This window comes from Dactylosporangium maewongense, assembly GCF_039531485.1.
Taxonomy (GTDB): Bacteria; Actinomycetota; Actinomycetes; order Mycobacteriales; family Micromonosporaceae; genus Dactylosporangium; species Dactylosporangium maewongense.
On record NZ_BAAAQD010000031.1, the window covers coordinates 1 to 26544 of the forward strand.

24 protein-coding genes are annotated in these 26544 nt (G+C 71.9%); 13 read left to right on the top strand and 11 right to left on the bottom strand.

Annotated elements, in window-relative coordinates:
- Together ABD332_RS49060 and ABD332_RS49065 are read left to right on the top strand one after the other, a co-directional pair.
- On the top strand, positions 1-775 hold a 775-nt coding region (locus ABD332_RS49060), incomplete at its 5' end, for a carbohydrate-binding protein (RefSeq protein ID WP_344512088.1).
- A 69-nt stretch (positions 776-844) separates the two neighbouring features.
- On the top strand, positions 845-2941 hold the full coding sequence (locus ABD332_RS49065; RefSeq protein ID WP_425552412.1) for a ThuA domain-containing protein: 2097 nt from the start codon (positions 845-847) through the stop codon (positions 2939-2941).
- 153 nt (positions 2942-3094) lie between these two features.
- On the opposite strand, the gene ABD332_RS49070 is transcribed toward ABD332_RS49065, so the two are convergent.
- Positions 3095-4090, bottom strand: a complete 996-nt coding sequence (locus ABD332_RS49070) for a GNAT family N-acetyltransferase (RefSeq protein WP_344512261.1) — start codon at positions 4088-4090, stop codon at positions 3095-3097.
- A 78-nt stretch (positions 4091-4168) separates the two neighbouring features.
- Positions 4169-5131: a lytic transglycosylase domain-containing protein gene (locus ABD332_RS49075; RefSeq protein WP_344512092.1), complete on the bottom strand. Its 963-nt coding sequence runs from the start codon at positions 5129-5131 to the stop codon at positions 4169-4171.
- A 247-nt stretch (positions 5132-5378) separates the two neighbouring features.
- On the opposite strand from ABD332_RS49075, the gene ABD332_RS49080 reads away from it, so the two are divergent.
- Positions 5379-5591 (top strand): FmdB family zinc ribbon protein, encoded by a 213-nt coding sequence (locus ABD332_RS49080; RefSeq protein WP_344512094.1) that lies wholly within the window; start codon positions 5379-5381, stop codon positions 5589-5591.
- Between the two features lie 269 nt (positions 5592-5860).
- The gene (locus ABD332_RS49085) at positions 5861-8557 is read left to right on the top strand and encodes a winged helix-turn-helix domain-containing protein (RefSeq protein ID WP_344512096.1); all 2697 of its coding nucleotides are present in this window, start codon (positions 5861-5863) and stop codon (positions 8555-8557) included.
- 135 nt (positions 8558-8692) lie between these two features.
- Here the strand turns inward: ABD332_RS49085 and ABD332_RS49090 are convergent, their stop codons facing one another.
- The 3 genes from ABD332_RS49090 to ABD332_RS49100 form a co-directional block, all read right to left on the bottom strand.
- A complete protein-coding gene (locus ABD332_RS49090; RefSeq protein ID WP_344512097.1) occupies positions 8693-9721 on the bottom strand; it encodes a 2-oxoacid:ferredoxin oxidoreductase subunit beta in 1029 nt (342 codons plus the stop codon).
- The gene (locus ABD332_RS49095) at positions 9714-11561 is read right to left on the bottom strand and encodes a 2-oxoacid:acceptor oxidoreductase subunit alpha (RefSeq protein ID WP_344512098.1); all 1848 of its coding nucleotides are present in this window, start codon (positions 11559-11561) and stop codon (positions 9714-9716) included. Before ABD332_RS49095 ends, ABD332_RS49090 begins: the two co-directional genes overlap by 8 nt.
- A gap of 195 nt (positions 11562-11756) precedes the next feature.
- Positions 11757-13136, bottom strand: a complete 1380-nt coding sequence (locus tag ABD332_RS49100) for a hypothetical protein (RefSeq protein ID WP_344512100.1) — start codon at positions 13134-13136, stop codon at positions 11757-11759.
- Between the two features lie 130 nt (positions 13137-13266).
- Between ABD332_RS49100 and ABD332_RS49105 the strand changes: the two genes are divergently transcribed.
- Positions 13267-13653 carry an NADH-quinone oxidoreductase subunit A gene (locus ABD332_RS49105; protein ID WP_344512101.1) on the top strand — a complete coding sequence of 129 codons (387 nt, stop codon included), beginning with the start codon at positions 13267-13269 and terminating at the stop codon, positions 13651-13653.
- Positions 13654-13694: 41 nt separating this feature from the next.
- On the opposite strand, the gene folP is transcribed toward ABD332_RS49105, so the two are convergent.
- Complete coding sequence (gene folP / locus ABD332_RS49110; protein ID WP_344512102.1) at positions 13695-14558, bottom strand: dihydropteroate synthase; 864 nt, start codon at positions 14556-14558, stop codon at positions 13695-13697.
- A 73-nt stretch (positions 14559-14631) separates the two neighbouring features.
- Here folP and ABD332_RS49115 point away from each other — a divergent pair, with 73 nt between their 5' ends.
- The 5 genes from ABD332_RS49115 to ABD332_RS49135 all read left to right on the top strand — a co-directional run bounded on the left by ABD332_RS49115 (position 14632) and on the right by ABD332_RS49135 (position 17450).
- A complete protein-coding gene (locus tag ABD332_RS49115) occupies positions 14632-15162 on the top strand; it encodes a DivIVA domain-containing protein (RefSeq protein WP_344512104.1) in 531 nt (176 codons plus the stop codon).
- Positions 15159-15647 (top strand): SRPBCC family protein, encoded by a 489-nt coding sequence (locus ABD332_RS49120; protein ID WP_344512106.1) that lies wholly within the window; start codon positions 15159-15161, stop codon positions 15645-15647. The genes ABD332_RS49115 and ABD332_RS49120 overlap by 4 nt, the downstream gene beginning before the upstream one ends.
- Positions 15648-15668: 21 nt before the next feature.
- A complete protein-coding gene (locus ABD332_RS49125; RefSeq protein WP_344512108.1) occupies positions 15669-16247 on the top strand; it encodes a DNA-3-methyladenine glycosylase I in 579 nt (192 codons plus the stop codon).
- Positions 16248-16290: 43 nt separating this feature from the next.
- Positions 16291-16854, top strand: a complete 564-nt coding sequence (locus ABD332_RS49130) for a GrpB family protein (protein ID WP_344512110.1) — start codon at positions 16291-16293, stop codon at positions 16852-16854.
- An 89-nt stretch (positions 16855-16943) separates the two neighbouring features.
- Entirely contained in the window at positions 16944-17450 is a 507-nt protein-coding gene (locus ABD332_RS49135; protein ID WP_344512112.1) for a hypothetical protein, read from the top strand.
- Here ABD332_RS49135 and ABD332_RS49140 read toward each other — a convergent pair.
- Genes ABD332_RS49140 through ABD332_RS49155 form a run of 4 tightly spaced genes read right to left on the bottom strand, consistent with a single transcriptional unit; the run spans position 17447 to position 21571 of the window.
- Positions 17447-18673, bottom strand: a complete 1227-nt coding sequence (locus tag ABD332_RS49140) for a DUF1501 domain-containing protein (protein WP_344512114.1) — start codon at positions 18671-18673, stop codon at positions 17447-17449. The two genes, ABD332_RS49135 and ABD332_RS49140, sit on opposite strands and share 4 nt — an antisense overlap.
- Positions 18674-18682: 9 nt before the next feature.
- Complete coding sequence (locus tag ABD332_RS49145; RefSeq protein ID WP_344512115.1) at positions 18683-19939, bottom strand: DUF1800 domain-containing protein; 1257 nt, start codon at positions 19937-19939, stop codon at positions 18683-18685.
- A gap of 46 nt (positions 19940-19985) precedes the next feature.
- Positions 19986-20771 (bottom strand): enoyl-CoA hydratase-related protein, encoded by a 786-nt coding sequence (locus ABD332_RS49150; RefSeq protein ID WP_344512117.1) that lies wholly within the window; start codon positions 20769-20771, stop codon positions 19986-19988.
- Between the two features lie 14 nt (positions 20772-20785).
- Positions 20786-21571 (bottom strand): PaaX family transcriptional regulator, encoded by a 786-nt coding sequence (locus ABD332_RS49155; protein ID WP_344512119.1) that lies wholly within the window; start codon positions 21569-21571, stop codon positions 20786-20788.
- A gap of 233 nt (positions 21572-21804) precedes the next feature.
- Here ABD332_RS49155 and ABD332_RS49160 point away from each other — a divergent pair, with 233 nt between their 5' ends.
- The 3 genes from ABD332_RS49160 to ABD332_RS49170 all read left to right on the top strand — a co-directional run bounded on the left by ABD332_RS49160 (position 21805) and on the right by ABD332_RS49170 (position 24257).
- A complete protein-coding gene (locus ABD332_RS49160; protein ID WP_081971220.1) occupies positions 21805-21972 on the top strand; it encodes a DUF3117 domain-containing protein in 168 nt (55 codons plus the stop codon).
- Between the two features lie 106 nt (positions 21973-22078).
- Entirely contained in the window at positions 22079-23563 is a 1485-nt protein-coding gene (locus ABD332_RS49165; protein ID WP_344512121.1) for a leucyl aminopeptidase family protein, read from the top strand.
- Between the two features lie 514 nt (positions 23564-24077).
- The gene (locus ABD332_RS49170) at positions 24078-24257 is read left to right on the top strand and encodes a hypothetical protein (protein WP_344512123.1); all 180 of its coding nucleotides are present in this window, start codon (positions 24078-24080) and stop codon (positions 24255-24257) included.
- 1103 nt (positions 24258-25360) lie between these two features.
- Here the strand turns inward: ABD332_RS49170 and ABD332_RS49175 are convergent.
- The gene (locus ABD332_RS49175; protein WP_344512124.1) at positions 25361-26464 is read right to left on the bottom strand and encodes a DNA glycosylase family protein; all 1104 of its coding nucleotides are present in this window, start codon (positions 26462-26464) and stop codon (positions 25361-25363) included.
- Positions 26465-26544: the final 80 nt, after the last annotated feature.

Consider the following 26544-nt stretch of genomic DNA (forward strand, 5'->3'; position numbering starts at 1 on the left):
CAAGCGGCAGGCGGAGCACTTCAAGACGTCGTCGGGCATCAACACGTTCACCAAGACGACCGCCGAGGGCGGCAAGACCGTCGGCGACATCAACAACGGCGACTGGATCCAGTTCGACCCGTACAAGCTGAACAATGCCACGAGTGTCTCCGTCCGGGCGTCGTCCGGCGGCACCGGTGGCACCGTGCAGTTCCGCACGGGCTCGGCGACGGGCCCGATCATCGGCTCCGCCACGATCCCGGTGACGGGCTCGTGGGAGACGTTCACGACGGTGACCGCGCCGATCTCCGGCGCGCCGGCCGGCACCACGTCGCTGTTCGTGACGTTCGCCGGCACCGGCACCGCCGCACTGTTCGACGTGGACAGCTTCACCTTCACGACCAGCAGCAGCGGCATCGGCCCGGTCAAGGGGCTCGCCGGCAAGTGCCTCGACGTGCGCAGCGCAGCCACGGCCGACGGTACACAGATCCAGCTGTACACCTGCAACGGCACCAACGCGCAGACCTGGACCCGCTCCGGTCAGACGCTCCAGTCGCTCGGCAAGTGTCTGGACGTGTCCGGTGGCGGCAGCGCCGACGGCACGAAGATCCAGCTGTGGACGTGCAACGGCTCGGCGGCGCAGAACTGGGCGCCGAACGCCGACGGCACGCTGCGCAACCCGCAGTCCGGCAAGTGCCTCGACGTGTCCGGCAACAACTCCGCGGACAGCACCGTCGTGCACCTGTGGACCTGCGTCTCGCCGGTGCCGGCGAACCAGAAGTGGACCCTGCCCTAACGAGGTGATCGGGCGCCCGTGCCGCCACACGGGCGCCTCCCTCCCTGCTAAGGAGATTCAGTGCGCAGAATCCTCGCCGGAGCGGGCGCCGCCATCGCCCTCGCCGCATGCTCGCTGTACACCGCCAGCCCGGCCGTCGCCGCCGACGCGCCCTACGACGTGCTCGTGTTCTCCAAGACCGCCGGCTTCCGCCACGACGCGATCCCGGCGGGCATCACCGCGATCCAGCAGCTGGGCGCGGCCAACAACTTCACCGTGACCGCCACCGAGGACGCGACCCGCTTCACCACCGCCAACCTCGCGCAGTACGAGGCGGTCGTCTTCCTCAACACCACCGGTGACGTGCTCAACGACGCCCAGCAGACGGCGTTCGAGTCGTACGTGCGCGGCGGCGGCGGATACGTCGGTGTCCACGCGGCCGCCGACACCGAGTACAGCTGGCCGTTCTACGGCAACCTCGTCGGCGCGTGGTTCGCCTCGCACCCGGCGATCCAGCAGGTCAACTCGAAGACCGAGAACCGGGCCCACCCGGCCACGGCGCACCTGCCGCAGACCTGGACCCGCACCGACGAGCTGTACAACTACCAGACCAACCCGCGCAGCAGCGCCCGCGTCCTGGCGACGCTGGACGAGTCGTCCTACTCCGGTGGGTCGATGGGCGCCGACCACCCGATCACCTGGTGCAAAACGATCGACAGCGGGCGGTCGTTCTACACCGGCTTCGGGCACACGCAGGAGTCGTACTCCGACGGCAACTTCCGCAACGAGCTCCTCGGTGGCATCCGGTACGCCGCCAAGCGCGCCAAGGCGGACTGCCGTCCCGAGAGCGGCTACACCGCGATCTACAACGGCGCCACGACCGGCTGGTCGCAGGCCGGCCCCGGCAGCTTCACCAACAGCGACGCGACGCTGACCTCCACCGGCGGCATGGGCCTGTTCTGGTACAGCGCGAAGCAGTACACGTCGTACTCGCTGAAGGCGGACTGGCGGCTCACCGGTGACAGCAACTCCGGCATCTTCGTCGGCTTCCCGAACCCGGGCACCGACCCGTGGGTCGCCGTCAACCAGGGGTACGAGATCCAGATCGACGCGACCGACGCCGCGGACCGCACCACGGGCGCCATCTACACGTTCAAGTCCGCGGACATCGCGGCCCGCGACGCGGCGCTCAACCCGGCCGGTGAGTGGAACACCTACGAGCTGCTCGTCGAGGGTCAGCGGATCCGGGTGTACCTCAACGGCAGCCTGATCAACGACTTCACCAACACCGACCCGGCCCGCAACCTCGACGGGTACATCGGCATCCAGAACCACGGCAGCGGCGACACGGCCTCGTTCCGCAACGTCCGGATCAAGGACCTCGGTGGGAACCCGTCGACGGACGTGACCGTGCAGGCCGAGTCCTTCAGCTCGGTCAACGGCGCGCAGGCCTTCACCAAGGCCGGCGCCAACAACGGCCAGACCCTCGGCTACATCGACCCGGGCGACTGGGCCGGCTACAACAACGTGAACGTCGGCGGCGCCACGTCCTTCCGGGCGCGGGTCGTGTCCGGCGGGCCCGGCGGCCAGATCCAGATCCGCAACGGCTCGCAGACCGGCACGGTCCTCGGCACCGTCAACGTGCCGAACACCGGCAGCTGGGACACCTACGCCAACGTCACCACCACGCTGACCGGCGTCCCGTCGGGCAACGCGAACATCTTCCTCACGTTCACCGGCACGGGCACCGGCCTCTTCGACGTCGATGACATCACGTTCGTGAAGGGATCGACGCCGCCGACCGGGGTCGGGCCGATCAAGGGCCTGGCCGGCAAGTGCCTCGACGTCCGCAGCAGCGGCACCGCGGACGGTACGCAGATCCAGCTGTACACCTGCAACGGCTCCGGCGCGCAGACCTGGACCCGCAACGGCCAGACCCTGCGGGCCCTCGGCAAGTGCCTGGACGTGTCCGGTGGCGGCAGCGCCGACGGCACGAAGATCCAGTTGTGGACGTGCAACGGCTCGGCGGCGCAGAACTGGGCGCCGAACGCCGATGGCACGCTGCGCAACCCGCAGTCCGGCAAGTGCCTCGACGTGTCCGGCAACAACTCCGCGGACAGCACCGTCGTGCACCTGTGGACCTGCGTCTCGCCGGTGCCGGCGAACCAGAAGTGGACCCTGCCGTAACGAACCCCGCTCCACGAAGGGGCCCCGGGCGCATGCCCGGGGCCCCTTCCGCTTGGTGGCGAGGGTCAGCGTGGCCGGGTGCGGGGGACCCGAGTGGCTTCACACCGGCGTTGATCCGGCCGGCCGGGCCGGCTGAGCACCTGGCTGATTCGTCTACTTCAGCCGGCGGAGCAGGTCGATGACGTCGGCGTCGTACTCGCGCCACTCGCGGTCCGGCTTGAAGCCCAGCTCGGCGTTGACCTTCAGCAGCGGCTCGTTCTCCGTCGCGTTCCACGTCTGCACGTCCAGCAGGTGCGGCTCGGCGGCCCGCAACTCGAAGAGCATCCGCGCCTTGATCGCCCGGCTGATGCCGTAACCGCGGTGCGTCGGCACCTCGATGGTGTCGTACTGGTCGGCACGGGTCGGCCGCTGCGCCGGGACGACGACCTCGGTGAGCCCCGCGATCGTGTCGGACGCCTCGTGCACCGCGAGGACGATGTACGGCTTGAGGCCGCGCGCGTGCAGCGTCGCCAGGCTGGCCCGCAGCCGCTCCGCGTCGTAGGAGCTGGGCCGCAGCTCCAGGTCCGCCACGACGGACGCCCGCGCCGCTTCCTTCGCCGCCGCGTAGGCCGCGTAGTGCTGCTCCGGCGGGCCGCCCGGGTGGTACTCGACCCGGTAGCCCGCGCCGATGCCGGCCGCCATCTCGCCCAGCCGCAGCCAGTCGACCCCGCCCAGGTCCAGCAGGTTGCGCTGCTCGATGAACGCGCACTCGAAGCCGAACGACTCGAAGAACTTGACGCTCGGGGTGCCGCCGATCACCTCGACGCCGACGGACTCGAAGCCCTCCTCGGCGGCCCGGCGGGCCACCGCGGCGAGCAGCGCCGTGTCGACGTGCCCGCGGCGGGCCGCGGGGCGCACCGACAGCTCCAGCACGCCGATCTCCTCCAGCGCGAGCAGGCTCGCGTGGCCGAGCACGTCACCGGACTCGTCGACGGCCAGCCACGACGTGCGCCGCTCGCCCGGCATCGTGACCGCGAGATACTCCCGGAACTTGACGTCACGCCACGGCGGATCCTCGGGCACGTCGAACGCCACGATCTCGTTGAGCGACCGCAGCACCGCCTCGATCTCAGCCGCGGTCGCGGTCCCCGGGTCCCACTCGCGCACCATCACGGAGTCAAGCTTGCCTACCTTTGTGGCTCAGCGGAAGTACCGCGCCGCAGAGCGTGGCCTTTCATGTACGCGAATCTACGCCGTGCGGTCCCGGCGGCCGTAGTCGTTCGTCGCGTTGAAGACCGCCGTGCGGTACTCCTCGGGGATGTTGTACGAGTGGATGGCGGCGTTCCAGCCCTCCACCGTGGACAGGTCGCGGCCGCCGGAGCACAGGTACGCGGCCGCGGTCAGGGCCGCGTCGTCGATGTCGTTGACGTCGGTCACCCCGTCGGCGTCGGCGTCGATCCCGTACTGCTTCCAGGTGCTCGGCAGGAACTGCATCGGCCCGACCGCCCGGTCCCAGGTCTTGTCGGTGTCGATCGCGCCGCCGTCGGTGTCCTTGATCGCCTGCCGGTTGCTCTGCCCGTCCAGCGGCGGGCCGATGATCGCCGGCACCGACTTGCCGTCGTCCTGCACCAGCGCGCCGCCCGTCCGGCCGTGGTCCGACTCGATCTTCGCGATGCCGGCGAGGGTGGTCCAGGTCAGCTTGCAGCCCGGGGTGGTGCGGGCGGTGATCAGCTCCGCGTACCCGTACGCCTGCAGCGACACCGGCGGGATGTTGAGCTTCACCGCGCGCGGGCCGGCCCACGCGGCCAGGACGTCCGACGGGCGCTCCTTCGTGCCGGCGGGCGGGCTGAACGTCGTCGGCGGCGTCTGCGGCACGGGCGCGTCGCCGGTCTCGATCCCGCCCGGGGTCGCGGTCGGCGGCGGGGCAGAGCTGCCGGCCCGCTGCTCGGACACGGCCGGGACGAGGTACTTGCCGGACGCGTAGGCGGCGCCGAGCACCAGGGCGAGCGCGAGGCCGACGACGAGCATCCGGCCGCCGGGCCGGCGCAGCCACACCCGCAGCCCCTCGAAGCGGGCCGGCCGGCTCTGCAGGACGTCGGCGGGCGCGTCCGGCTTCCCGTTGGTCGCCGGTGTCGCGGGTGCCGGTGTCGTGGTCGCCGGGTCGCCGGGCTCCTTCGCGGCGTGCTTCGGGACGTGGCGCTGCGACGGCACGCTCGGTGATGCTGCCGCGGCATTGTCGGTGGTGGATTTGTCGTTTTTCGCCGCTCTTTTACCGTGTTTCGACGGAGGATTCCCCGGGACGGGGTCCTCATCCGGCGCGGGTGAGCGGATCGCGGTCACCGAGAGTGTGTCCACTGTGGTGGGTTTGTGCTCGTCGGGCCGGGGACCGCGGTTCTGTGCCACCCGTCGAGTATTCCGTACTTGCCGCGCACGTGTCACCGTCGCCTAACCTGTGGGGATGCCTCGTTACGAGTACCGGTGCAGGGCCTGCGGCGACACGTTCGAAGTCCAGCGGCCGATGGCTGAAGCCAATGCGAACGCCGCGTGTCCGGCGGGCCACGACGACACGGTGAAGCTGCTGTCGACGGTCGCCGTCAATGGTGTCAACGCCGCGGGCATCTCGCAGCGTCCTTCCGGTGGCGGATGTTGCGGCGGCTCGTGCGGTTGTTGATGCATTGTTACGGGCCGGTTTCGCAATAACCGCCGGACGGCTTTGATGTTGTGGCCTAGCGTGCCACAACTCGGCCGGTCAGGTTGTCGTTACGTCACGCGAAACCCACTCGAGCTTCACCCCCGTATGCTTGCTGACCTGCTTGGAAGAGTGCAGACCAACGTCTGTCCGACCTTGAGGACGACTGGTTGGGGACCGTTTCTACGATGCGTGCGACCCAGGGGTGGGGAAACATGGGTCACGCCTGAAAAGGGAGGCGGGGGTTTCACGTGTCGGCGCGGACGCATCTGCCCAGCGGGCTGGTGACATTCCTGTTCACCGACATCGAGGGCTCGACTCGACTTGCCCAGATGCTCGGCACGGGATACCGGCCGGTGCTCCAGGAGCACCGGCAGGTGATCCGTCGCGCACTGTCAAAAGCGGACGGTGTTGAACTCTTCACCGAGGGTGACTCGCTCTTCGTCGCGTTCGCCGACGCCGCCGCCGCGCTCACCGCCTGCATCGAGGCGCAGCGCGAGCTCGCCGCCCACGACTGGCCGGCCGCGCCCGACGGGTCCGACGCCCGGCCGAGGGTCCGCATGGGCCTGCACACCGGGTTCGCCGAGCCCTACGGCGGGGAGTACACGTCGCCGGAGGTGCACCGCGCGGCCCGCGTCGCCGCCGCCGCCCACGGCGGGCAGGTCCTGTGCTCCGCGGCCACCGCCGGCCGCGTCGGCGGGCTCGACGGCGCCCTCGGCGACGACGCCTACCTGCTCGACCTGGGCCTGCACCGGCTGCGCGGCTTCGACGGCTGCGAGCGGATCTTCCAGCTGGTCGCCCCGGGCCTGGACCGCCAGTTCCCCCGGCCGCGCACCATCGACGCGCCCGCCCACAACCTGCCGGTGCAGACGACCCGGTTCATCGGCCGCGCCGCCGAACGCGCCGCCGTGCGCGACCTCGTCGGTGCCCACCGCCTCGTCACCGTGGTCGGCGCCGGCGGCGCCGGCAAGACCCGCCTCGCCGTCGAGGCCGCCGGTGAGCTCGTCGAGCAGTTCCGCGACGGGGTCTGGTTCGCCGACCTCAGCGCCGTCGCGACCAGCGACCTCGTCGACGTCGCCGTCGCGGCCGCCGCCGGGCTGCGCCCCGAGCCGGGCCGGCCCGTCATCCAGACCCTCGCCGATCACGTCCGCGACCGGCGGATGCTGTTCCTGCTCGACACGTCCGACGCGCAGCTGCCCGCGGCCCGCCGGCTCGTGTCGCGGCTGCTGTCCACCGGACCGGAGGTGACCGTCCTGGCGACCAGCCGCGAGCCGCTCGGCCTCGCCGGCGAGGTCGTCTGGCGGATCCCGCCGCTGTCGGTCGAGGCGGCCAGCGGCGGCGGGTTCAGCGACGCCGTCGCGCTGCTGGTCGACCGGGCCTCCGCCGCGCGGGGCGGCCGGCCCGCCGAGCCCGGCGACATCGCCCAGCTCACCCGGGTCGCCGAGGCCCTGGAAGGGCTGCCGCTCGCGCTGGAGCTCGCCGCGGCGCGGCTGCGGCTGCTGTCCGCCGCGCAGCTCGCGGCCCGCATCGACGACGTCCTCGGCACCCTGGACGCCGGCCGTGGCGCCTCGTCCGACGCCGACGTCCCCGGCAACCGGCACCGCACGATGCAGGCCGCCGTGGACTGGTCGTACCGGACGCTCGACGACCGCGCCGCCCGGCTGCTGCGCCGGCTGTCGGTCTTCGCCAGCCCCGTCGACCTGCCCGCGATCGAGTGGCTGCACGACGGCGACCCCCTCGACCCGCTCGCGACCCTCGTCGACAAGTCGCTGCTGCAGGCGGAGGCCGGCGCGACGAACGCGACCTACCGCATGCTCGACCCGATCCGCGCCTACGCCGCCCGGCGCCTCGTCGAGGCCGGCGAGGAGGAGCCGGCCCGGGAGCGGCACGTCGCCTGGTGCCTCCAGGCCGCGCACGACGCCCACGTCGACGCCGAGGGGCGGCCCGTCACGCTGTCGCTTTACACCCTCGACCCGCTCGCCGACGAGCTGCGGGCGGCCCTGCACTGGACCGTGACCCGCGGCAGCGCCCGGCAGGGCCTCGCCGTCGCCGGTGCGCTCGACCAGTGGTGGCGGGAGCGCGGCCTGGTCCGTGAGGGTCGCATGTGGCTGTTCCGCCTGTACGAGCGGATCAGCGCGACCGGTGAGCCCGTCCCCGACGCGGAGCTCGCGGCGGCCTACCACATGCACTCCCTGCACGCGGGCGCCGACGGTGAGACGGTCGAGGAGCTGCGCTTCTCGCAGCGGGCCGAGGCCGCGGCGCGCCGGGCCGGCGACCCTGGGCTGCTCGCGCGGGTGCTCGCCGGGCGGGGCGCGCCGCTGCTGGACATGGGCCGCTTCGACGAGGCCGAGCGTGGCTGCCGGGAGGTGATCGCCCTCGCCGAGGAGCAGGGCGTCGCGGGGGAGACGCTCTTCGCCGTCTACGCCCTCGCGCAGCTGCTGTGGCGCCGCGGCGCGCTCGACGAGGCCGCCGACCTGCTGGCGTCCGCCCGCACGCTGGAGAACTCCCGCCCGACGGAGCGCGGCCGGCGCACCGTCGACATGCTGCTCGGCATGGTCGCGCTGTCCCGCGGCGACCTGGTCGCGGCGCACGACCACCTGATCGTGGCGCTGCGGTCGCGGATGAGCTTCGGCTTCCACCTGCGGGTGTGCGAGGCGCTGATGGCGATCGCGGTGCGCTGCTCCCTCGCCGGCGAGACCGGCACCGCGGCGCGGCTCTTCGGCGCCGCCCAGGCGGCCATGGTGCGGCTGCGCTGCTCCGCCGGCGGGTTCGGCGCGTACTGGACGGAGCAGCAGGCCGCGCTGCGCACCGCGATGGGCGACGCGGACTTCGACGAGGCCTACGCCGCCGGTGGCGCGCTGAGCCTGGAGGAGTCGGTGGCCCTGGCCCTGACGATCGAGCACCCGGACCTGGTGGCCGGCTCGATCCGCTTCTCCGCCGCCGAATAGCCGGAGCCGGACAGCCAGATGGGGTGACAGCCCGCCGGGGGATTACCCCGTTGCACTGCCACCCCACCTCAGGGAGGGCTCACCGACGTGTCGGTGCGCTACCTCTTCAGACGCATCGGCTGCTGTACAGGTTGCCTACAGGATCGTCCAGGTGTCGCCGCTGTTGAGCAGGGCGCCGAGCTCCTCCTCGGGGGTGCCCTTCGCCTTGGCCTTCGCCGTGGTGAGCTGGTCGCGGACCAGGTCGTCGTAGGCGGGCCGCTCCACATTGCGGAACACCCCGATCGGGGTGTTGCGCAGGTCGAGGCCCGGCAGCCGGGACAGCGCGAACGCGTATGCCGGCTCGGCGACCGACTCGTCGTGCACGACGATCTCCTCCGGCGCCGCCGACGCCGTCGGCACCACGGACAGGCCGAAGCCGCCCGGCGGGTGCGTCACCGCCCACTCGCCGTCCTTGCCGAACGTGATCGGCTGGCCGTGCTCCAGGCGGATCGTGAAGTCGTCCCGGGTGGCGGGCTCCTTCAACGCGTCGAACGCGCCGTCGTTGAAGATGTTGCAGTTCTGGTAGATCTCCACGAACGCCGACCCGCGGTGATCGGCCGCGGCCCGCAGCACCGACTGCAGGTGCTTGCGGTCGGAGTCGATGGTGCGGGCGACGAAGCTCGCCTCCGCGCCCAGGGCCAGGGAGATCGGGTTGAACGGCGAGTCCGCCGAGCCCGCCGGCGTCGACTTCGTGATCTTGCCGATCTCCGACGTGGGCGAGTACTGACCCTTCGTCAGGCCGTAGATCTTGTTGTTGAACAGCAGGATCTTCAGGTTGACGTTGCGGCGCAGCGCGTGGATCAGGTGGTTGCCGCCGATCGACAGCGCGTCCCCGTCGCCGGTCACCACCCACACCGACAGGTCGGGGCGGGACACCGACAGGCCGCTCGCGATCGCCGGCGCGCGGCCGTGGATCGAGTGCATGCCGTAGGTGTTCATGTAGTACGGGAAGCGCGACGAGCAGCCGATGCCGGAGACGAACACGATCCGCTCGCGCGGGATGCCGAGCTCCGGCATGAACGACTGGACCGCGGCCAGGATCGCGTAGTCCCCGCAGCCGGGGCACCAGCGCACCTCCTGGTCGGACTTGAAGTCCTTCGTCGTCAGCTTGAGTGCCTCAGGCATTCTTGACCACTTCCTCCAGCACGGACTCCAGCTCCGCGGCGGTGAAGGGCAGGCCGCGGACCTGGTTGTACGCGATCGCGTCGATCAGGAACTTCGAACGGATGACGCCGGCCAGCTGGCCGAGGTTCATCTCGGGGATGACGACCTTGTCGTAGGCCGCGAGCGCCGCGCCGAGGTTCTTCGGCATCGGCGACAGGTGCCGCAGGTGCGCCTGCGCGATCGGCAGCCCGCGCTGGCGCAGGGCCCGCGCGGCGGCGCCGATCGGGCCGTAGGTGGAGCCCCAGCCGAGCACCAGCACGCGGGCGGTGCCGTCGGGGTCCTCGACCTCGACGTCGGGCACCTCGATGCCCTCGATCCGGGCGGCGCGGGTGCGCACCATGAAGTCGTGGTTGGCCGGGTCGTAGGAGATGTCGCCGGTCTTGTCGGCCTTCTCCAGGCCGCCGATGCGGTGCTCCAGGCCGGGCGTGCCGGGGACCGCCCACGGGCGGGCGAGGGTCACCGGGTCGCGCAGGTACGGCAGGAACGTCGTGCCGTCCTCGCTGTTGGGCTCGGTCGCGAACTCGGTCCGCAGGTCCGGCAGGTCCGCGACCTCCGGCAGCCGCCACGGCTCGGAGCCGTTGGCGATGTACCCGTCGGAGAGCAGGATCACCGGGGTGCGGTAGGTCAGTGCGATCCGGGCCGCCTCGATCGCGGCGTTGAAGCAGTCGGCGGGGGAGCGCGGCGCGATGACCGCCACCGGGGCCTCGCCGTGCCGGCCGAACAGCGCCATGTTGAGGTCAGCCTGCTCGGTCTTGGTCGGCAGGCCGGTGGACGGGCCGGCCCGCTGCACGTCGATGATGAGCAGCGGCAGCTCCAGGGCCACCGCGAGGGAGATGGTCTCGCCCTTGAGGGCGACACCCGGGCCCGACGTGGTCGTCACGCCCAGCGCGCCGCCGTAGGACGCGCCGAGGGCCACGCCGATCGCGGCGATCTCGTCCTCGGCCTGCACCGTCGTCACGCCGAACTTCTTGTGCTTGCTCAGCTCGTGCAGGATGTCCGACGCGGGCGTGATCGGGTACGCGCCCAGGAAGACGGGCAGCTCCGCCCGTACACCTGCCGCGACGACACCGAGAGCGAGCGCGGCGTTGCCGGTGATGTTGCGGTAGTTGCCCGCGGTCATCTTGGCGGGCTTGACCTCGTAGCGGACCGCGAACGCCTCGGTCGTCTCGCCGAAGTTCCACCCCGCGTTGAAGGCGGCGATGTTGGCGGCGACGAGCTCCGGCCGGGCGGCGAACTTGCGCTCCAGGAAGCGCAGCGTCGACTCGTGCGGGCGGGAGTACATCCACGACAGCAGGCCGAGGGCGAACATGTTCTTGGCCCGCTCGGCGTCCTTCTTGGACACGCCGTGCGACTCCAGCGCCTTCACGGTCATCGACGTGAGGCCGACCGGCGCGACGGCCCAGCCCTCGAGCGAGCCGTCCTCGAGCGGGTTGCTGGCGTAGCCGACCTTCGCCAGGTTGCGCTTCGTGAACTCGTCGGTGTTGACGATGATCGAGGCGCCCTTGGGCAGGTCGGCGAGGTTGGCCTTCAGCGCCGCCGGGTTCATCGCCACCAGGACGTTGGGTGCGTCGCCCGGCGTCAGGATGTCGAAGTCGGCGAAGTGGACCTGGAAGCTCGACACGCCCGGCAGGGTGCCGGCGGGCGCGCGGATCTCCGCGGGGAAGTTAGGCAAGGTCGAGATGTCGTTGCCGAGCTGCGCGGTTTCCGACGTGAAACGGTCACCGGTGAGCTGCATGCCGTCGCCGGAGTCGCCAGCGAACCTGATGACCACTCGATCCAGCTGGCGGACCTGCTTGGTCACGTGAGCTGACCTCCTGTTTAAGCCGGCGGAGCGGGGATGCGGTGGTGCGACGACATCGTCGAGCCGGCCCGATCCTTCTGTCACTCAGAGGGTACGTCGAAGGTCCGCGCCTGCCGCCTTCGCAGGTGCCGCTGTGCGTCGGATCCCGGATTTGTGCGGCTGACGTCGAACCGCGCAAACACCACTATTCTGCGCTTACTCCTCCGGCTGCCGGAAGCTGGAGCCCGCGACGGGGCCCTTCGGCAGCCTCGGCAGCGTCAATGACCTGGGCATCGGCGTGCGCTGGGGCAGCGGCGGTAGATCTTCGTCACTTCTTCGCGGCTCTGGTACCAATCTCTGGGACGCATCGTCCCGTGGACCGGAATCGTCTCGCATGCCGGGCTCATCGGGGGTCGCGGACTCGTCCCGCAGGCGTCGCCGCAGCGAGAACACGACCAGGAACCCCACCAGCGCGACCAGCCCGATGATCCCGCCGATGAACGGCAGGCTGGACAGCTGGCTGCCGGTCACGGCCACCGGCGACGCCGGGGCGTCGGTGGGGAGCTCCACCTCGCCGGCGAGCGGCGGACCGGTGATCTTGTAGTCGGTGCGGGTCTCGACCGGATCCAGGCCGATCGGCGCCAGGTAGCCGTGCACCGCGCCCGTCAGCGGCACCTCGGCCCGGGCGGAGGCGCTGATCGACAGCACGAAACCGGCCGGCACCTCCTTGCCCGCGGCGACGTCGCCCAGCTCACAGCGTGACCGCTCGGGCGACAGCTTCCGCTGTGCCCGGCAGACGCTCGGGAACGACACCACGTCGACCCCGGGCGGGGTGACCACCTCGACCGCGCCGACAGCCTTCGCCGAGCCGGTATTGCGCAGCTTGACCTGGAGCGTGGCGGTTTCGGTGCGCGGCGTCGCCTGCGACGGGAGGGTCAAGGGGTCGGCTGTCAACTCGATGCCGGGCACCGGGGGCTTCGTGCTGAACGTGATTGAGAAGTTCCGCACTTTCTCCGGGAAGTTCTCCATCACGGCCGTCACGTTGCCGGACCCGGACAGCCGCCAGGCGTCCGGCGCGACGTCGACGTCGACCACGATCCGGCCGATCTTCCCCGGCGCGAGCGGGCAGGAGAAGCTCAGGGTGCCGTTGCTGGTCCGGCAGCCGTCGATGCCGTAGCCGCCGGTGGCGCGGGTCCCGCTGGGGAAGGTGTAGAAGCCGGTGATGGTCTCCGGGGTCTCGCCGAGGTTCTGGACCGAGACGACCAGCTTCGAGGCGCCGTTGCCCTGCCAGTACGCGTCGCCGAGGACCACGTCGCTCACCGACACCGTGAACTTGCGCACCTTCTGCGCCGGTGGCGGCGGCGCCTTGGTCGTCGGGCGCGGCGTCGGGGACTGTGTCGTCGGCTTCTCGGTCGGCGAGGCCGGCGGTGTCGGCGGCTCCGTGGTGACCGGCGGATCCGTCGGCGCCGTGGTCGACTCCTCCGGGTCCGGCTCCGCGTACGCGGCCGGGGTGAGCGTGAAGAGCAACGCGCAGGAGGTGCTCAGCGCGACGAAGGCAGCACGAAGCCGGGCGCGGCGGCGCGCGGGTGCTTCCATGGGGGCGTCCTCGTATCCTGGCGGCGGTCCGCTTGCTGCTTGATTGCCATGCGGCAAGGAAGCCCATTATCTAGACAAGTTCTGGTTTCGGCATGTCGGAGTTCGTGGTTGTGCGAGTACGGTGCGTGGCGTGAGTGGCTATCTAGGTAGTTATGCGACGCTCGGCCTCCTGCTTCTGGTCGGTGCCGGCGTTTTTGTGGCCGCCTTTACGACCGCTCGGCTGCTGGGACCGCGCCGATCGGCGGACAGTGGGGCGACCGCCGCGAAGTTCGACACCTACGAGTGCGGGCTCGACCCGGTGGGCGGCGACTGGGCGCAGGCACAGATCCGGTACTACGTGTACGCGTTCCTGTACGCGCTGTTCGCGGTGGAGAGCGTGTTCCTCTTCCCCTGGGCCGTGATCTTCGACCGGCCCGGGTTCGGGACCGCCGCGGTCGTCGAGATGGCGATCTTCGTGGCGGTCCTCGCCCTGGGGATCCTCTACGCGTGGCGCAAGCGCATCCTGCGCTGGACCTGACGCGGGTCCTTGCGTGGTCCGGGTCCGGGTCCAGGCCCGGTTCAGGCCAGGCCGCGCCGGGCGACCGCGGGCTGCCGGTCGCCCCTGATCGCCGCCACCGTGTCCAGGACCCGGCGGGTCGCCCGCACCTGGTGGGCCCGGAAGACCCGCGCGCCCAGCCACGCCGACACCGCCGTGGCCGCCAGGGTGCCCTCCAGGCGCTCGCCGACCGGCAGGTCGAGGGTCTCGCCGATGAAGTCCTTGTTCGACAGCGCCACCAGCACGGGCCAGCCGGTCGCGGTCATCTCGCCGAGCCGGTTGGTGATCGCGAGCGAGTGCCGTGTGTTTTTCCCGAAGTCGTGCGCCGGATCGATGAGGATGCCGTCCCTGCGGACCCCCAGGGCGACCGCCCGCTCGGCGAGGGCCGTGACTGTCCGTACGACATCCTCGACGGGATCCGCGAACGCCACCCGATGCGGGCGGGTCCTCGGGGTGAGCCCGCCGGCGTGGGAGCAGACCAGGCCCGCGCCGGTCTCCGCGGCGACGACGGCGAGGTCCGGGTCGGCGCCCGCCCACGTGTCGTTGATCAGGTCCGCGCCGGCCGCGATCACCTCCCGGGCCACCTCCGCCCGCCACGTGTCGATGGAGATGACCACGTCAGGGAAGCGCTCCCGGACCTTCGCGACCGTCGGCAGCGTCCGGCGCAGCTCCTCCGCCGCGTCCACGGTGCTGCCCGGACCGGCCTTCACCCCGCCGATGTCGATGATGTCCGCGCCCTCGCCGACCGCCGCCTCGACCGCCCGCAGCGCCGCGTCCTCGGCGAACGTCGCGCCCTTGTCGAAGAACGAGTCCGGCGTCCGGTTCACGATCGCCATCACCGCGTAGTCACTGTCGGTGAACTGCCGGCCGCCCAGCCGAAACATCATGGATCCTCCGTCTTTCCTTCAGATGGGTGTGCCGGGGTCGCCCGCGCTCAGTCAGCGTGCCACGATTCCCCCTATGGCTGAGTTCCTCCTGGTGTTGATCGCCGCCGTGGTCGTCGGGGCCATCGGGTTCGGCGTGTCCTTGTTGATCACCGGCGACGACCCGGGGATCGAAGGTCACGAGCCCGACGGGCGCGCGGTGCCCCTGCCGTCCTCCCGCCCCCTGGTCGAGGGCGACGTCGGGCAGGTCCGCTTCGACACCACCCTCCGTGGGTACCGGATGGCGCAGGTCGACGCGGCGCTGCGCCGCGCCGGCTATGACATCGGCTACAAGGAGGAGCTGATCCAGGTCCTCGAGGCCGAGGTCAAGGCGCTGCGCGACGGGCGCACCGAGGACGCCGACGCGCTGCGCGACGCCCGCGAGGCGGCGGTCACCGGTGCCGGCGGCAACGTCGTGCTGTCCTCGCCGTCCGGCTCGCCCTCGGCCGAGTCCGAGTCCGAGTCGGAGTCCGCGGCCGAGCCCGCCGTCGTCGACCTGGACAAGCGGGCCACCGACGACGACAGCGCCGCGCACACCTGGGGCGCGCCCTCCCCGGTGGTGAAGTGACCGATTCGTCCTTCGACGACGAGGTCGCCCGGCCCGGCATCGGCGAGGTGACCGCGACGGTGATCGTCCGGGCGCCCGCCGAGCGGGTCTTCGCCGCGCTCATCGACTGGCCCCGGCAGAGCGACTGGATCCCGTTCACCACGGTCCGCGTCCTGTCCGGGGACGGCGGCGAGGGCAGCTCGATCGAGGCCGTCACGCGCGTCGGCCCGGCCGCGCTGCGCGACCTCATGCGGGTGGTGAAGGTCGATCCCCCGTACGAGGTCCGCGTCGTGCACCACGGCAAGGTGCTGCGCGGCCCCGGGGTGCTGCGCTGCACGCCGCTGGGCAGCAACCGCACCCAGGTCGTCTGGCACGAGTGGTTCCACCTGCCGGCCGGGGCCGCCGGGAAGGCGGCCTGGCCGGTCCTCTGGCCCGGCTCCAAGGTCAGCCTCACCGGCGCCCTGCGACGCTTCGCCCGGCTCGTCGAGACGGGGAAACTGTCGTAGGCCTGCAGTACATTGCGGGGCGTGGTTGATGTGGTGGTGGGCGACGACGGGCTCGCCAGGTGTGCGTGGGGCGCCTCGACGCCCGACTACGCGGTCTATCACGACACCGAGTGGGGCCGGCCCGTCCGCGACGACAACGGGCTCTTCGAGCGGCTCACCCTGGAGGCCTTCCAGTCCGGCCTGTCGTGGATCACGATCCTGCGCAAGCGGCCCGCGTTCCGTGCCGCGTTCGCGGACTTCGACATCGCCAAGCTCGCCGAGTTCGGCGAGGCCGACGTCGAGCGGCTCCTCGGCGACGCCGGCATCGTGCGCAACCGGGCGAAGATCGAGGCCGCCGTCGCCAATGCCCGCGCCGCCGCCGACCTCCCCGGCGGGATCGCCGCGCTGTTGTGGTCCTTCGCACCCGAGCCGCGAGCCGCCCGCCCCGCCAGCTTCGCCGAGGTGCCGGCCTCGACCGTCGAGTCCAAAGCGCTGGCCAAGGCCCTGAAGCGGCACGGTTTCAGGTTCGTCGGCCCGACGACGGCTTATGCCCTCATGCAGGCCACCGGCATGGTCGACGATCATCTCGCCTCTTGTTTTGTGCAGCTCGACCGACCATGATCCGGACTGACGACCGCCCGGTGAGTGACTGGAGTGTGGACTGATGACCGCCGAGTTCGCCGCCGACTACGGGGGTCCACTCGAACTGGTCGAATATGACCCGAACTGGCCCGCGAAGTTCGCCTATTACCGCGACGAGCTGGCCGACGCACTCGGCCCGGTGGCGCTCCGCATCGAGCACATCGGCTCCACGGCCGTTCCGGGCCTCGCCGCGAAGAACGTCATCGACATCCTGGTCGTCGTCGCCGACGAGCACGACCGCGACGGCTACCGCCCCGCGGTCGAGTCGACCGGCATGGCCCTGGCCCACCGCGACCCGGCCGCCTCCTGGTCGTTCTACCGCCCGGCCACCCCGCCGCGCACCCGACACGTCCACGTCACGTCGCGCGGCTCCTCGCACGAGCGGGTCCAGCTGCTCTTCGTCGACTTCCTGCGCAACCACGACCTGGCCACCGACGCCTATGCCCAGGTGAAGCGCCGCCTCGCCGTCCGCTTCGCCGACGACCGCGAGGGCTACACCCGCGCCAAGACCGACTTCATCTTCGACATGCTCGACCGCGCCGAGCAGTGGGCCGACCAGACCGGCTGGACCGTCGACGAGCGGTAGTCGCCATTCGCGCCGCCGGCGCCCCCGTCCCGCCCGGCTCCCCGCAGGCCCGGCTGCTGTCGATCACGGCCGGATGGTGGAATGGGGGCATGGCGAAGTGGGCGGTGGTTGTCTCCGGGGAGCGGTACGAGCAGGAGCGGCTCTACGCCTCGCCGGTCGTGCCGGGGACCACGCTTCCCGCCGGGGACGAGGCGCTGCTGGTGGCGGCGGTCGAGCCGCCCGTGGTGTTCGGCGTCGCCCGGGCCGACAGTGAGGGGCACCTGCGCTACACCGTGGACCTGATCGCGGCGCCGGTGCCGTTCGGCGGGAGTCTGGAGCAGGGCGAGCACCGCCTGGACGAGGCGGCGTTCGTCGCGGTCGCGCAGGAGGTCACGAGCGCGACGAAGCGGCCCGAGGCGAAGCGGACCTGGCTGGTGAGCGTCGACCTGCCGATCGAGGCTGCGTCGCCGGGCGAGGCGGTGCGGGAGTTCTGGACCTACGTGCGCGACCTCGGCCCGGCCGAGCTGCCCGCGTTCGTCTGGCCGGCCGGCGACGAGCTCGCCATGCAGGCGTTCGTGCTCGGCGCCGAGGCCAACCAGGATCCTGAAGAGGACTAGAACAGCCCGGGCAGCGCCGACGAGTACCCCAGGATCCGCTGCGGATCGGCGTCCAGGACGTTCGACAGCAGCGAGGCGTACACGGCGCGGAAGTCGGTCGTGAACTTCAGGTCGCCGTTGTCCAGGTCGGACAGGCTGGGCTGCTCGCCGTACAGGCCGCCGCGCACGGGGCTGCCGAGCAGGAACATGTTCGAGGCGGTGCCGTGGTCGGTGCCGTCGGAGCCGTTCGCGGCGACCCGCCGGCCGAACTCGGAGTAGACGGCCACCACGACCCGGCGGCCCGCCTCGGTCTTCGCCATCCGCGCGGCGAAGCCGGTCAGCGCCTCGTCGAGCCGGCGCAGCAGGTTCTCCTGCGAGTCCCGCTCCTCGGCGTGCAGGTCGAAGCCGCCCAGCGAGACCGAGAACACCCGGGTGGCGACGTTCGCCTCGACGCAGCGGGCGACGAGGTCGAGCTGCGCCTTCAGGTCGGAGCGGCCGCCGGTGCCGGTGCCTGTGGTCTCCTCGCCGGTGTCGTCGTGGTCGCCGTCGGCGGCGGTGCGGACGAGGGCGTCGACGCTGACCAGGTCGGCGAACGCGCGGGCGGCCCGCGCCTGCAGCGGCGGCTCGCCCTCGGCGGCCGCGCCGAGCTGCGACAGGGTCTCGGCCCGCACCCCGTTGGGCAGGGCGAGACCGGTGACCGGCACGGCCGCGCCGGCGCTGTTGGCCCCGGCGAGCAGCGGCGGCAGGACGGGCTCGAAGGACACGGCGTGCCGCGGGTCGCCGCCGAACGTGTCCAGCCAGCGGCCGAGCCAGCCGGTGTTGCCGGGCCGGTCCGGCTGCGCGGTCTGCCAGATGTCCATGGACCGGAAGTGGCTGTGGTCGGGTTTCGGGTAGCCGACCCCGCGGACGACGGCGAGCTTCCCCGCGTCGTACATCTGCTTGAACCCGGTCAGGGCGGGGTTCAGCCCGACCGTGTCATTGAGGCGGATGACCTCCTCGGCGGTGTAGGCGAGCTCGTTGCGCGCCTCCCGGTAGCCCTTCTCCGCGAACGGGATGACATTCGCGAGGCCGTCGTTTCCCCCGTACAGGGTGACCAGCACGAGCGTCTTCGCGTCGCCGGGCCGGTCGTCCCAGGTCGCGGTGTCGAAGATGTCCCGCAGGGTCCACGCGCCACCGGCGGCGAGCGCGGAGGCGCCGACGACACCGCTGGTGATCAGGAACTTGCGCCGGGTGACGGTATCCATGAGAACCACCTAGGCAATCGCGTACTCGGGGCTCGCCAGACCGAGGGCCAGGAGCTTGCGGGGGTCGCCGGCGACGGCGTCGAGCGCGGCGCGGGTCCGGTCGGTGAACGCGTCGACGACGAGCAGCCGGGCGAGGGCGACCGCCCGCTGGCCCTTCGGCGCCGCGCCGATCCGGTCGAGGACCGGCTGCGGGGCCTTGCCGGCCAGCAGCTGCGCCATCTTCAGCCGGGCCTGGGTCGCCGACGTGGTGAGCCAGGCGGCACCGGCGGGCCAGCCGCCGACGCTCGGCGGGCGCAGCGGGACCTGGCCGAGCTGGTTGAGGCCGCCCTGCAGCTGCTTGCGCTGCTGCTCCGGCATGTCACCGGGGCGCAGCCCGAGCTGGCGCAGCGCGCCGACGAGCCACTCCACCGGCTGCTTGACCAGCTCGGCGTGGCCGTCGGCGAGCAGCAGCACGCGGAGCATCGCCGCCGTCGTGGACTGCCGCTTCGCCTCGGCGAGCACCGCCTCCGGGATCGGGTTGTCGCCGCAGTACCGCAGCCACAACCGCCGCGCGATGAACTCCGGGCACGCGGGCTGCCCCAGCAGCAGCGCGGCGAAACCGTCGGCGTCGAAGTCGGCGGTCGTGCCGAGGATGGTCTTGGGCTTGGCGTCGTGCCGCTTCGGGTTGAGGCTCGCGGTGCCGGACTTCGGGTCCACGACCCAGCCGGTCAGCGCCCTGGCGCCCTCCCGCACGTCCTGCTCGGTGTAGTGACCCACGCCGAGCGTGAACAGCTCCATCAGCTCGCGGGCGAGATTCTCGTTGGGCGCCTTGACGGTGTTCCTCTGCCCGTCCAGCCAGATGATCAGCGCCGGGTCGTGGACCATCGCGCGGACCATCGTGCCGAAGTCGCCGAGCGCGGTGCGGGCGAGGGTCTGCTGGTGGCCGAGCATCAGCGGCCCGTACTTCACCTTGTCGGCCGACGTCGCCCAGTGCCCGTGCCAGAAGAACGTCAGCTTCTCGTGCAGCTGGTGCTCGGCCTGGACCATCCGGTCCAGCCACCAGTACCCGACGGTGCGGATCTGCGCGGCCCGGTCGGTCTTCTCGTTGACCACCGGGGGGAGCTTCGGCACGGGTGTCCGGGCGGCGCCCGCGTCGTCCCCGGCGGGGCTGATCAGGGCGTCGAGGGTCACGGACGGGCCGGCCCGCTCCGCCGCGTCGACCTCCTCGGCGGTCGGCCCGAAGGTCGCGCGGCGCAGCAGGTGCGCGAGTGCTTTCCGATCGGCCATGCGGCCAACGGTAGGCCCCGCGTGTTCGAGCCACGTAAATCGGCGGTCAGGCTCCGGCGAAGACCGGCTTCTGCTTCTGCACGAATGCGGCCGTCGATGCCTTGTGGTCCGCCGTCTGCCCGCAGACCGCCTGGACCTGCGCCTCGACCTCCAGGGCCTCCCGCAGCGTGCCGGAGGAGCCGGCGGCGAGCTGGCGCTTGATCTGCGCATACGCGACGGTGGGGCCGGCGGCGAGGCGGGCCGCGAGCTCGAGGGCGACCGGCAGCACCTGCTCGTCGTCGTCGACCAGGCGGGTCAGCAGGCCGAGACGGTCCGCGGCCGGGGCGTCGACCGGCTCGGCGAGCAGCAGCAGCTCGGTCGCCTTCGCGTGCCCGACGAGCCGGGGCAGCGTCCACGACACGCCGGTGTCGCCGGCGAGGCCCACGTTGGCGAACGCCATCAGGAACCCGGTGCCCGGCCCGCCGATCCGGAAGTCGGCGAGCAGCGCCAGGGACGCCCCGGCGCCCGCCGCCATGCCCCGGACGGCCGCGACGACCGGCTTCGGCATGGTCAGGACCAGCTCGGCGATCGGGTTGTAGTGCTCCCGGACCGTCGACAACGGCGCGTCGCTGCCGGACTCCAGGAGCGCCACGTGCTCGCGGAGATCCTGCCCGACGCAGAACGCCCGGCCGGTGCCGGCGAGGACGACGGCCCTGACCGCGGTGTCCTCGGCGAGCTCCTTGAGGGTGTCGCGCAGGGCCACCTTGGTGGCGGTGTCCAGCGCGTTGAGCGCCTCGGGACGGTTGAACGTGACGACGGCGACCGCTTCATTGCGCTCGACCTGCAGACTCATGCGATGAACTCCTTCTACGTTCGCAGACACTGGTCAACGTAGCGGTCGGCGGCGGGGCGCAGGCGACCCGCGTGCCGGTCGAAGAACGCCGCCGCCGCCGTCCCCGGCCATTGCTGCGGCAGCAGCTCGGGCGGCAGCTGCGGGTCGCGGAACAGGAACGCCCGCCACGCGTGCACCAGCGTGAATCTCGCCGCGTACGCGCGCTCGTCGTCGGTGCCGGGACCGAGCGCCGACACCAGCGGCGTCAGGTCGGTCACGAACTGCTCGTACGCCTCGCCGATCGCCCGCAGGTCCCAGGCGCGCGTCACGAGCTGCTCGCCGCCGGCGACGTGCGCCGCGCTGAACCGGTCGTACCGGACGCCGGCCTCGACGAGCAGCGCGTCGACCCCCTCGCCGGGCCGCGGTGCGATCCAGGTGGACGCGTCGATCGCCCCGTAACCGAGAAATCCCAGGTTGGCGACGAGTTTCGCCCGCGCGCCTCGGTGCTGCGGCGGGTCCAGCGTGATGAGATCGAAGCGGCCGTCCCAGCCGGCGTCGCCCGTGGGGGTGCGGTAGATGCGGGCACCCGCCGCGTCGAGCCGCCGTGCCGCCTTCGGGGTGATGCCGTAGCCGGGGCCGGTCGGCAACCGTAAAGGGTGCAGCCAACCCTGCCGTACCATCCGTGACACCGCGGTCCGGACGGCGGGCGGCGCGATGCCGAGGGGTGCGAGCAGGCGCACGAGGGCCGCTATGGCGGCCCGTCCACCGCGGGGACGGAGATGGTCGCCATAGAGATCAAAGAGGGCGGACCGGGCCTGCATGGCCGCTTATTGTGACAGTTGACCGGCGTTCACCGCCAGGAGTTGTCACATGGTTCGCGTCCCAGTTTGGGTCTTGGGGCCATCATCAGGGAAAATCATCTGTTGGCGCGTTCATCACGAGTCCGAAGGCCGGGGAGGCAGGTTCCGGCCGACGCTGGTGGGTGACCGCGCGGGCATGCGGGGACGGCTGTGCCACCTGATGTCTGGGACATCAGGGAGCGAAGGGAGACAACATGGCGGCCATGAAGCCGCGGACAGGCGACGGTCCGCTGGAGGTCACCAAGGAGGGCCGGGGCATCGTCATGCGGGTCCCGCTGGAAGGTGGTGGGCGGCTCGTCGTCGAGATGACCAAGGATGAGGCCAACGAGCTCAGCGAGGCACTGAAGACCGCCACCGGCTGAGGTCTTCTCGCTCATCCGGCACGACCCCGCGCAACCGAGTGGCCCTGAGGCGGTCGCTCCCCGAGGCGTGCGCGGAAACATGTGAGTTTCGAGTGGAGGCAAGCTCTTGCTGGACATCCGGTTCGCCACGGCCCGCAACGTCTCCGGTGCGGTCGCCGCTGTCGTGCCGGCCGCCGATTCTTCCGACGACCCCGCGGCGACACGGCTGGCCGCCGTGCGGGCGTCGCTGGCGAGATTGAAGCTCGGCCCGGCCGACCTGGACGACATCACCGCGTTCCTGCTGGATGTCGAGCACTCCGGGTCGGCCGGCACCCTGCACAAGCTGCCGCGCGCCGGGCACCGCCCCGACCTGCTCTTCTTCGTCGGCGTCGGGTCCGGCGACGAGGCCGGCTGGCGGGCCGCGGGCGCGAAGCTCGCCAGGTCCGCCGGCGACGAGCCGACGCTCACCCTCCTCCTGCCCGACGACGTCACGCCGGCCGCGGTGCGGGGCCTCGGGGAGGGGCTGTGGCTCGCGTCGTACCGCTTCCGCCTCGGCGCCGACGAGCCCCCATCGCTGCGCCGGGTCAACCTCGCCGCCGCCCCGTCGGCCGATCTCGAGGCGGGCCTCGCCGCCGCGAAGGTGGTCGCCGAGTCGACCCGCCTCGCCCGCGACCTCACCAACATGCCCAGCGACGAGAAGACCCCCGCCTGGTTCGCGAAGCGGGTCGAGAAGGCCGCCGCCGGCGTGCCCGGGCTGACGGTGACCGTCCGCGACCCGAAGGCCCTCGCCGAGCAGGGGTTCAACGCGATCCTCGCCGTCGGCGGCGGCTCCACCCGCGGCCCGCGCCTGGTCGAGCTGTCCTGGCGCCCGCGCGGCGCCCGGCGGCACGTGGTCCTGGTCGGCAAGGGCATCACGTTCGACACCGGCGGCATCTGCATCAAGCCCCTGTCCGGCATGAAGCTCATGCGCAAGGACATGGGCGGCGCGGCGGCCGTGATCGGCGCGACCCTCGCCGCCGCGGCGCTGCGCCTCCCCGTGCGCATCACCGCCCTCGCCCCCCTCGCGGAGAACGCGATCGGCGCCGACTCCTTCCGCCCCGGCGACGTGATCCGCCACTACGGCGGCACCACCTCCGAGATCCACAACACCGACGCCGAGGGCCGCCTCGTCCTCGGCGACGCCATGGCCTACGCCGTCCGGCGCCTGCGCCCCGACACGATCGTCGACCTGGCCACCCTCACCGGCGCGCAGGGCGTCGCCCTCGGCAAGCGCACCGCCGCCCTCTACAGCTACAACGACACCCTCGCCAAGGAGCTCACCACCGCCGCCGACACCGCGGGCGAGTCGGTCTGGCGCATGCCCCTGCACGACGACTACGCCGACGCCCTCGACAGCGACGTCGCCGACATCGTCAACTCCACCGACGTCGGCGCCGGCTCCGTGATGGCCGCGCTCTACCTCCGCGAGTTCACCGGCCCCCTCCGCGACCAGTGGGCCCACATCGACATGTCATCCTCCGCCTGGTCCGACTCCCCCGACGCCGACCTCACCAAGGGCGCCACCGGCTGGGGCGTCCGCACCCTGCTGCGCTGGCTAGAGACAACAACCTGACGCTCCGCGTCCCCCAGCCATCACCCCACCGACCCCTGTAGCCGTGGCCACGGCCAGCGCGGTGATCGAAGCCTGATTCTGGCCGTGCTGACGGCCAGCGCCGTCCTTCGATCAAGCGGATGACGCGGATGGGCCGGCGTGTGGATGGGCTGCCCGTCGGCGCGGCGCCCGTCGCGCGCGTGGCGCATTGGTCCGGCGTCTGACGGTTTGCTGGCCGTAACGGCTGCGGCGTAGCCGTGGTCGGTGTGGTGATCGAAGGCTGGTTCTGGTCGTGCTGGCGGCCGCTGCTGTCCTTGGATCAAGTGGATGGCGTGGAGGGGCCGGTGTTGCGGGTGGGCCTGCCCGTCGGCGCGGCGTCCGTCGCGCGCGTTGTGCATTGGTCCGGGCGTCTGACGGTTTGCTGGTCGTGCCGGCTGCGGTGTGGGCAGCCGTGGCGCCGAGTGGTGCACCCCGATCCGCCGGGGGCGTGGCCGGCGTGGTGATCGAAGGCTGAGTCTGGTCGTGCGGGCGGCCGGTGCTGTCCTTCGATCAAGCGGCCGGTGTGGAGGGGTCGGCGTTGCGGGTGGGGGTGCCGGTCGGCGCGGCGTCCGTCGCGCGCGTGGTGCGTTGGTCCGGGCGCCTGACGGTTGCTGTTCGTGCTGGCTGTGGTGCGGGCATGGTCGGTGTGGTGATCGAAGGCTGGTTCTGGTCGTGATGGCGGCCGGTGCTGTCCTTTGATCAAGTGGATGGTGTGGAGAGGGCCGCGTTGTCGGCATGGGGCCTGCCGATTCTGAGGCCGAGACGGATCTTGCTTCCGCGAACCAACTCCGGAACGGAGGCGCTGCGCACGACCTGCCGGCTGCTACCCGGGCCGAGACGTCGATCGTGTGGCGCCAACCGGGCGGCGAGCGCCGACAGCAGGTCGGGACATGTCGGAACCCGAGGTGCGAGGTCCGTGCAGCACCGCGATAGTGGCTGTGATCCCGCGAGGCGATGCAGGCTGAGAGCCCGGCAAAACGGTCGTCCGTAGCGGTCAGGCAACCAGGGCAGGCCCGTGAGGCTGGAGCGCGGGCAGGACGGCCGGGGCGTCGGGGCGCGAGCCTGTGGGTTGGGTGGCCGCCGAGCTGTGACTGACGACGGCTGGACGGTGCTGGTGGGTGACTCGGCTCCGCTTGTCGGCGTGCAGTGGTGGAGCGATCTGAGAATCCGGCGAAGCGGGCATGCCCCAGGAATTCGGCAACCGGGGCAGCTCCGAGGGCCGAGGGGCCGGTCGGGTGGTCGGTGGACGTCGGGTGCCGGGTCGTGGGTTGGGTGGGTCGGGGAGTTGCGGCGGGAGGAGGACTGAGTGGTGCCGGGTGGGGGCTCGGCTCCGGGTGCTTGCGGGCGCGGGGTGGCGACCTGAGAACTCGACAAAATCGAGCAGGCGGGCAGCGATCTGAGGGCCCGACAACGCGATCGCGCCGAGGCAGTCAAAGTGGCTGGGCAAGGCGACGGATCGTCTTCAGGAAATCGGGAAGGCGCGGCGTCGGGAATCACGAAGAGTCAGCGCGTCGGGGAGCCCAGAGATCGGGAAGTCGGCGAGTCGGGAGTCAGGCGGGAAGTCGGGAAGGTTGGCGCGTTAGGGAGTCGGGACGCGTGATGACCCAGCGCCGCGATGATGGGCGTGAGGCGGGAACAGCGAGGCGAGCGCGGACGACCGGAACACCCGCAGACGGCCGTCGCCGGTGGCCGGGCACCGGAGTGCCGGCCACCGGCATGAGCGGTGGGGGGAAGTGTCCGGGCCGGCCGGACAAAGGCAGGGTGCCGGGCGCTGGCGGGTCAGGAGGCGTGGGCGGCTGGGTGGTCGTCGTGGGGTGCGGCGGCGTGCAGGGCGGGCGCCGGTGGTGCGGGTCGCGCAGCCGCGGTGAGGGAGGCGCTCAGCTCGCCCTTGGTCTGGCGCAGGAGATACGGCGTGCGGGGCGCCCGGCCGGGGGAGCGGGCGGAGCGGGCTGCGGCGCGGCGGTCCTGGTCGAGCCAGTCCAAGGCGGTGCGGACGGTGTAGGCCCACCAGCCGATCGTGGCGCCATACCACTCGCGGAGCTCGGCCGGGGAAGGAGCGGGGGTGCCGTAGACCGACTCGGCGGAGGTGAGGTGCTGGCGCATCTCGAGGGGAGCGCGGTCGGGGTGGCCGAGGGCGCGCAGGAGCAGGGCGTGGGCGGTGAAGGGACCGATGCCGCGCACGGACAGCAGCGTGTCATAGACCTCGTCGGCCGGGGCGGTGCGCAGCCGGTGCTCGTCGAGGCTGCTCAGGGCGGTCAGCACGGCGTGGACGCGGCGGGCGCTCAGCGTGTTGCTGGCATAGGGCGTGAGGCCCTTGACGCCGAGCGCCACCAGCGTGGACATCGGCGGGAACGCGGCATAGCGGACGCCGTCGACGATGCCGTGGGGGCCGTGGTCGGTGAGGAGGCGGCGCTTGTACGCCTTGGCGAACCAGTGGGCGGAGTGGTGCACGAGCGTGTAGAAGACGGCGGCCTCGGTGAACGAGGCGAAACGGACCTGGTGCAGGCCTTCAGTGGTGGCGAGGATCGTGGTCATGGCCGGGTCGGCGCGGGCCATGCGCAGGAATGTGGCGCGGTCGTCGCGGAGGCTCAGCCAGTCGCTGACCCGGTCGCCGACCGCCTCGGTCTCCCCGGGTCTCAGCTCGCCGTCGCTGAACACGGTGAGCGCGACGCCCGGGAGCCCGTCGTCGCGGGCGGTGACCTCGGCGACGACGGCGCGGGTCGGGTCGGACGGGTGCAGGAACGCGCGGCGGGCGCGGCCGGCGGTGACGAGCTGGTCGCCGCTGCAGGGGGCGAAGGACTCCATGGCGCGCAGCGAGCAGGCGAGGTCGAACGGTGCCGTGGCGGACAGGACGGTGCTGGTGGTCGTGCCGAGTGCTGTCATGCCCCCATTTTCGAACAGGGGTACGACAATTCCGGGGACGGAAAAGCCGCGCGCCTCAAGGGGCGAGGCGCGCGGCTAAC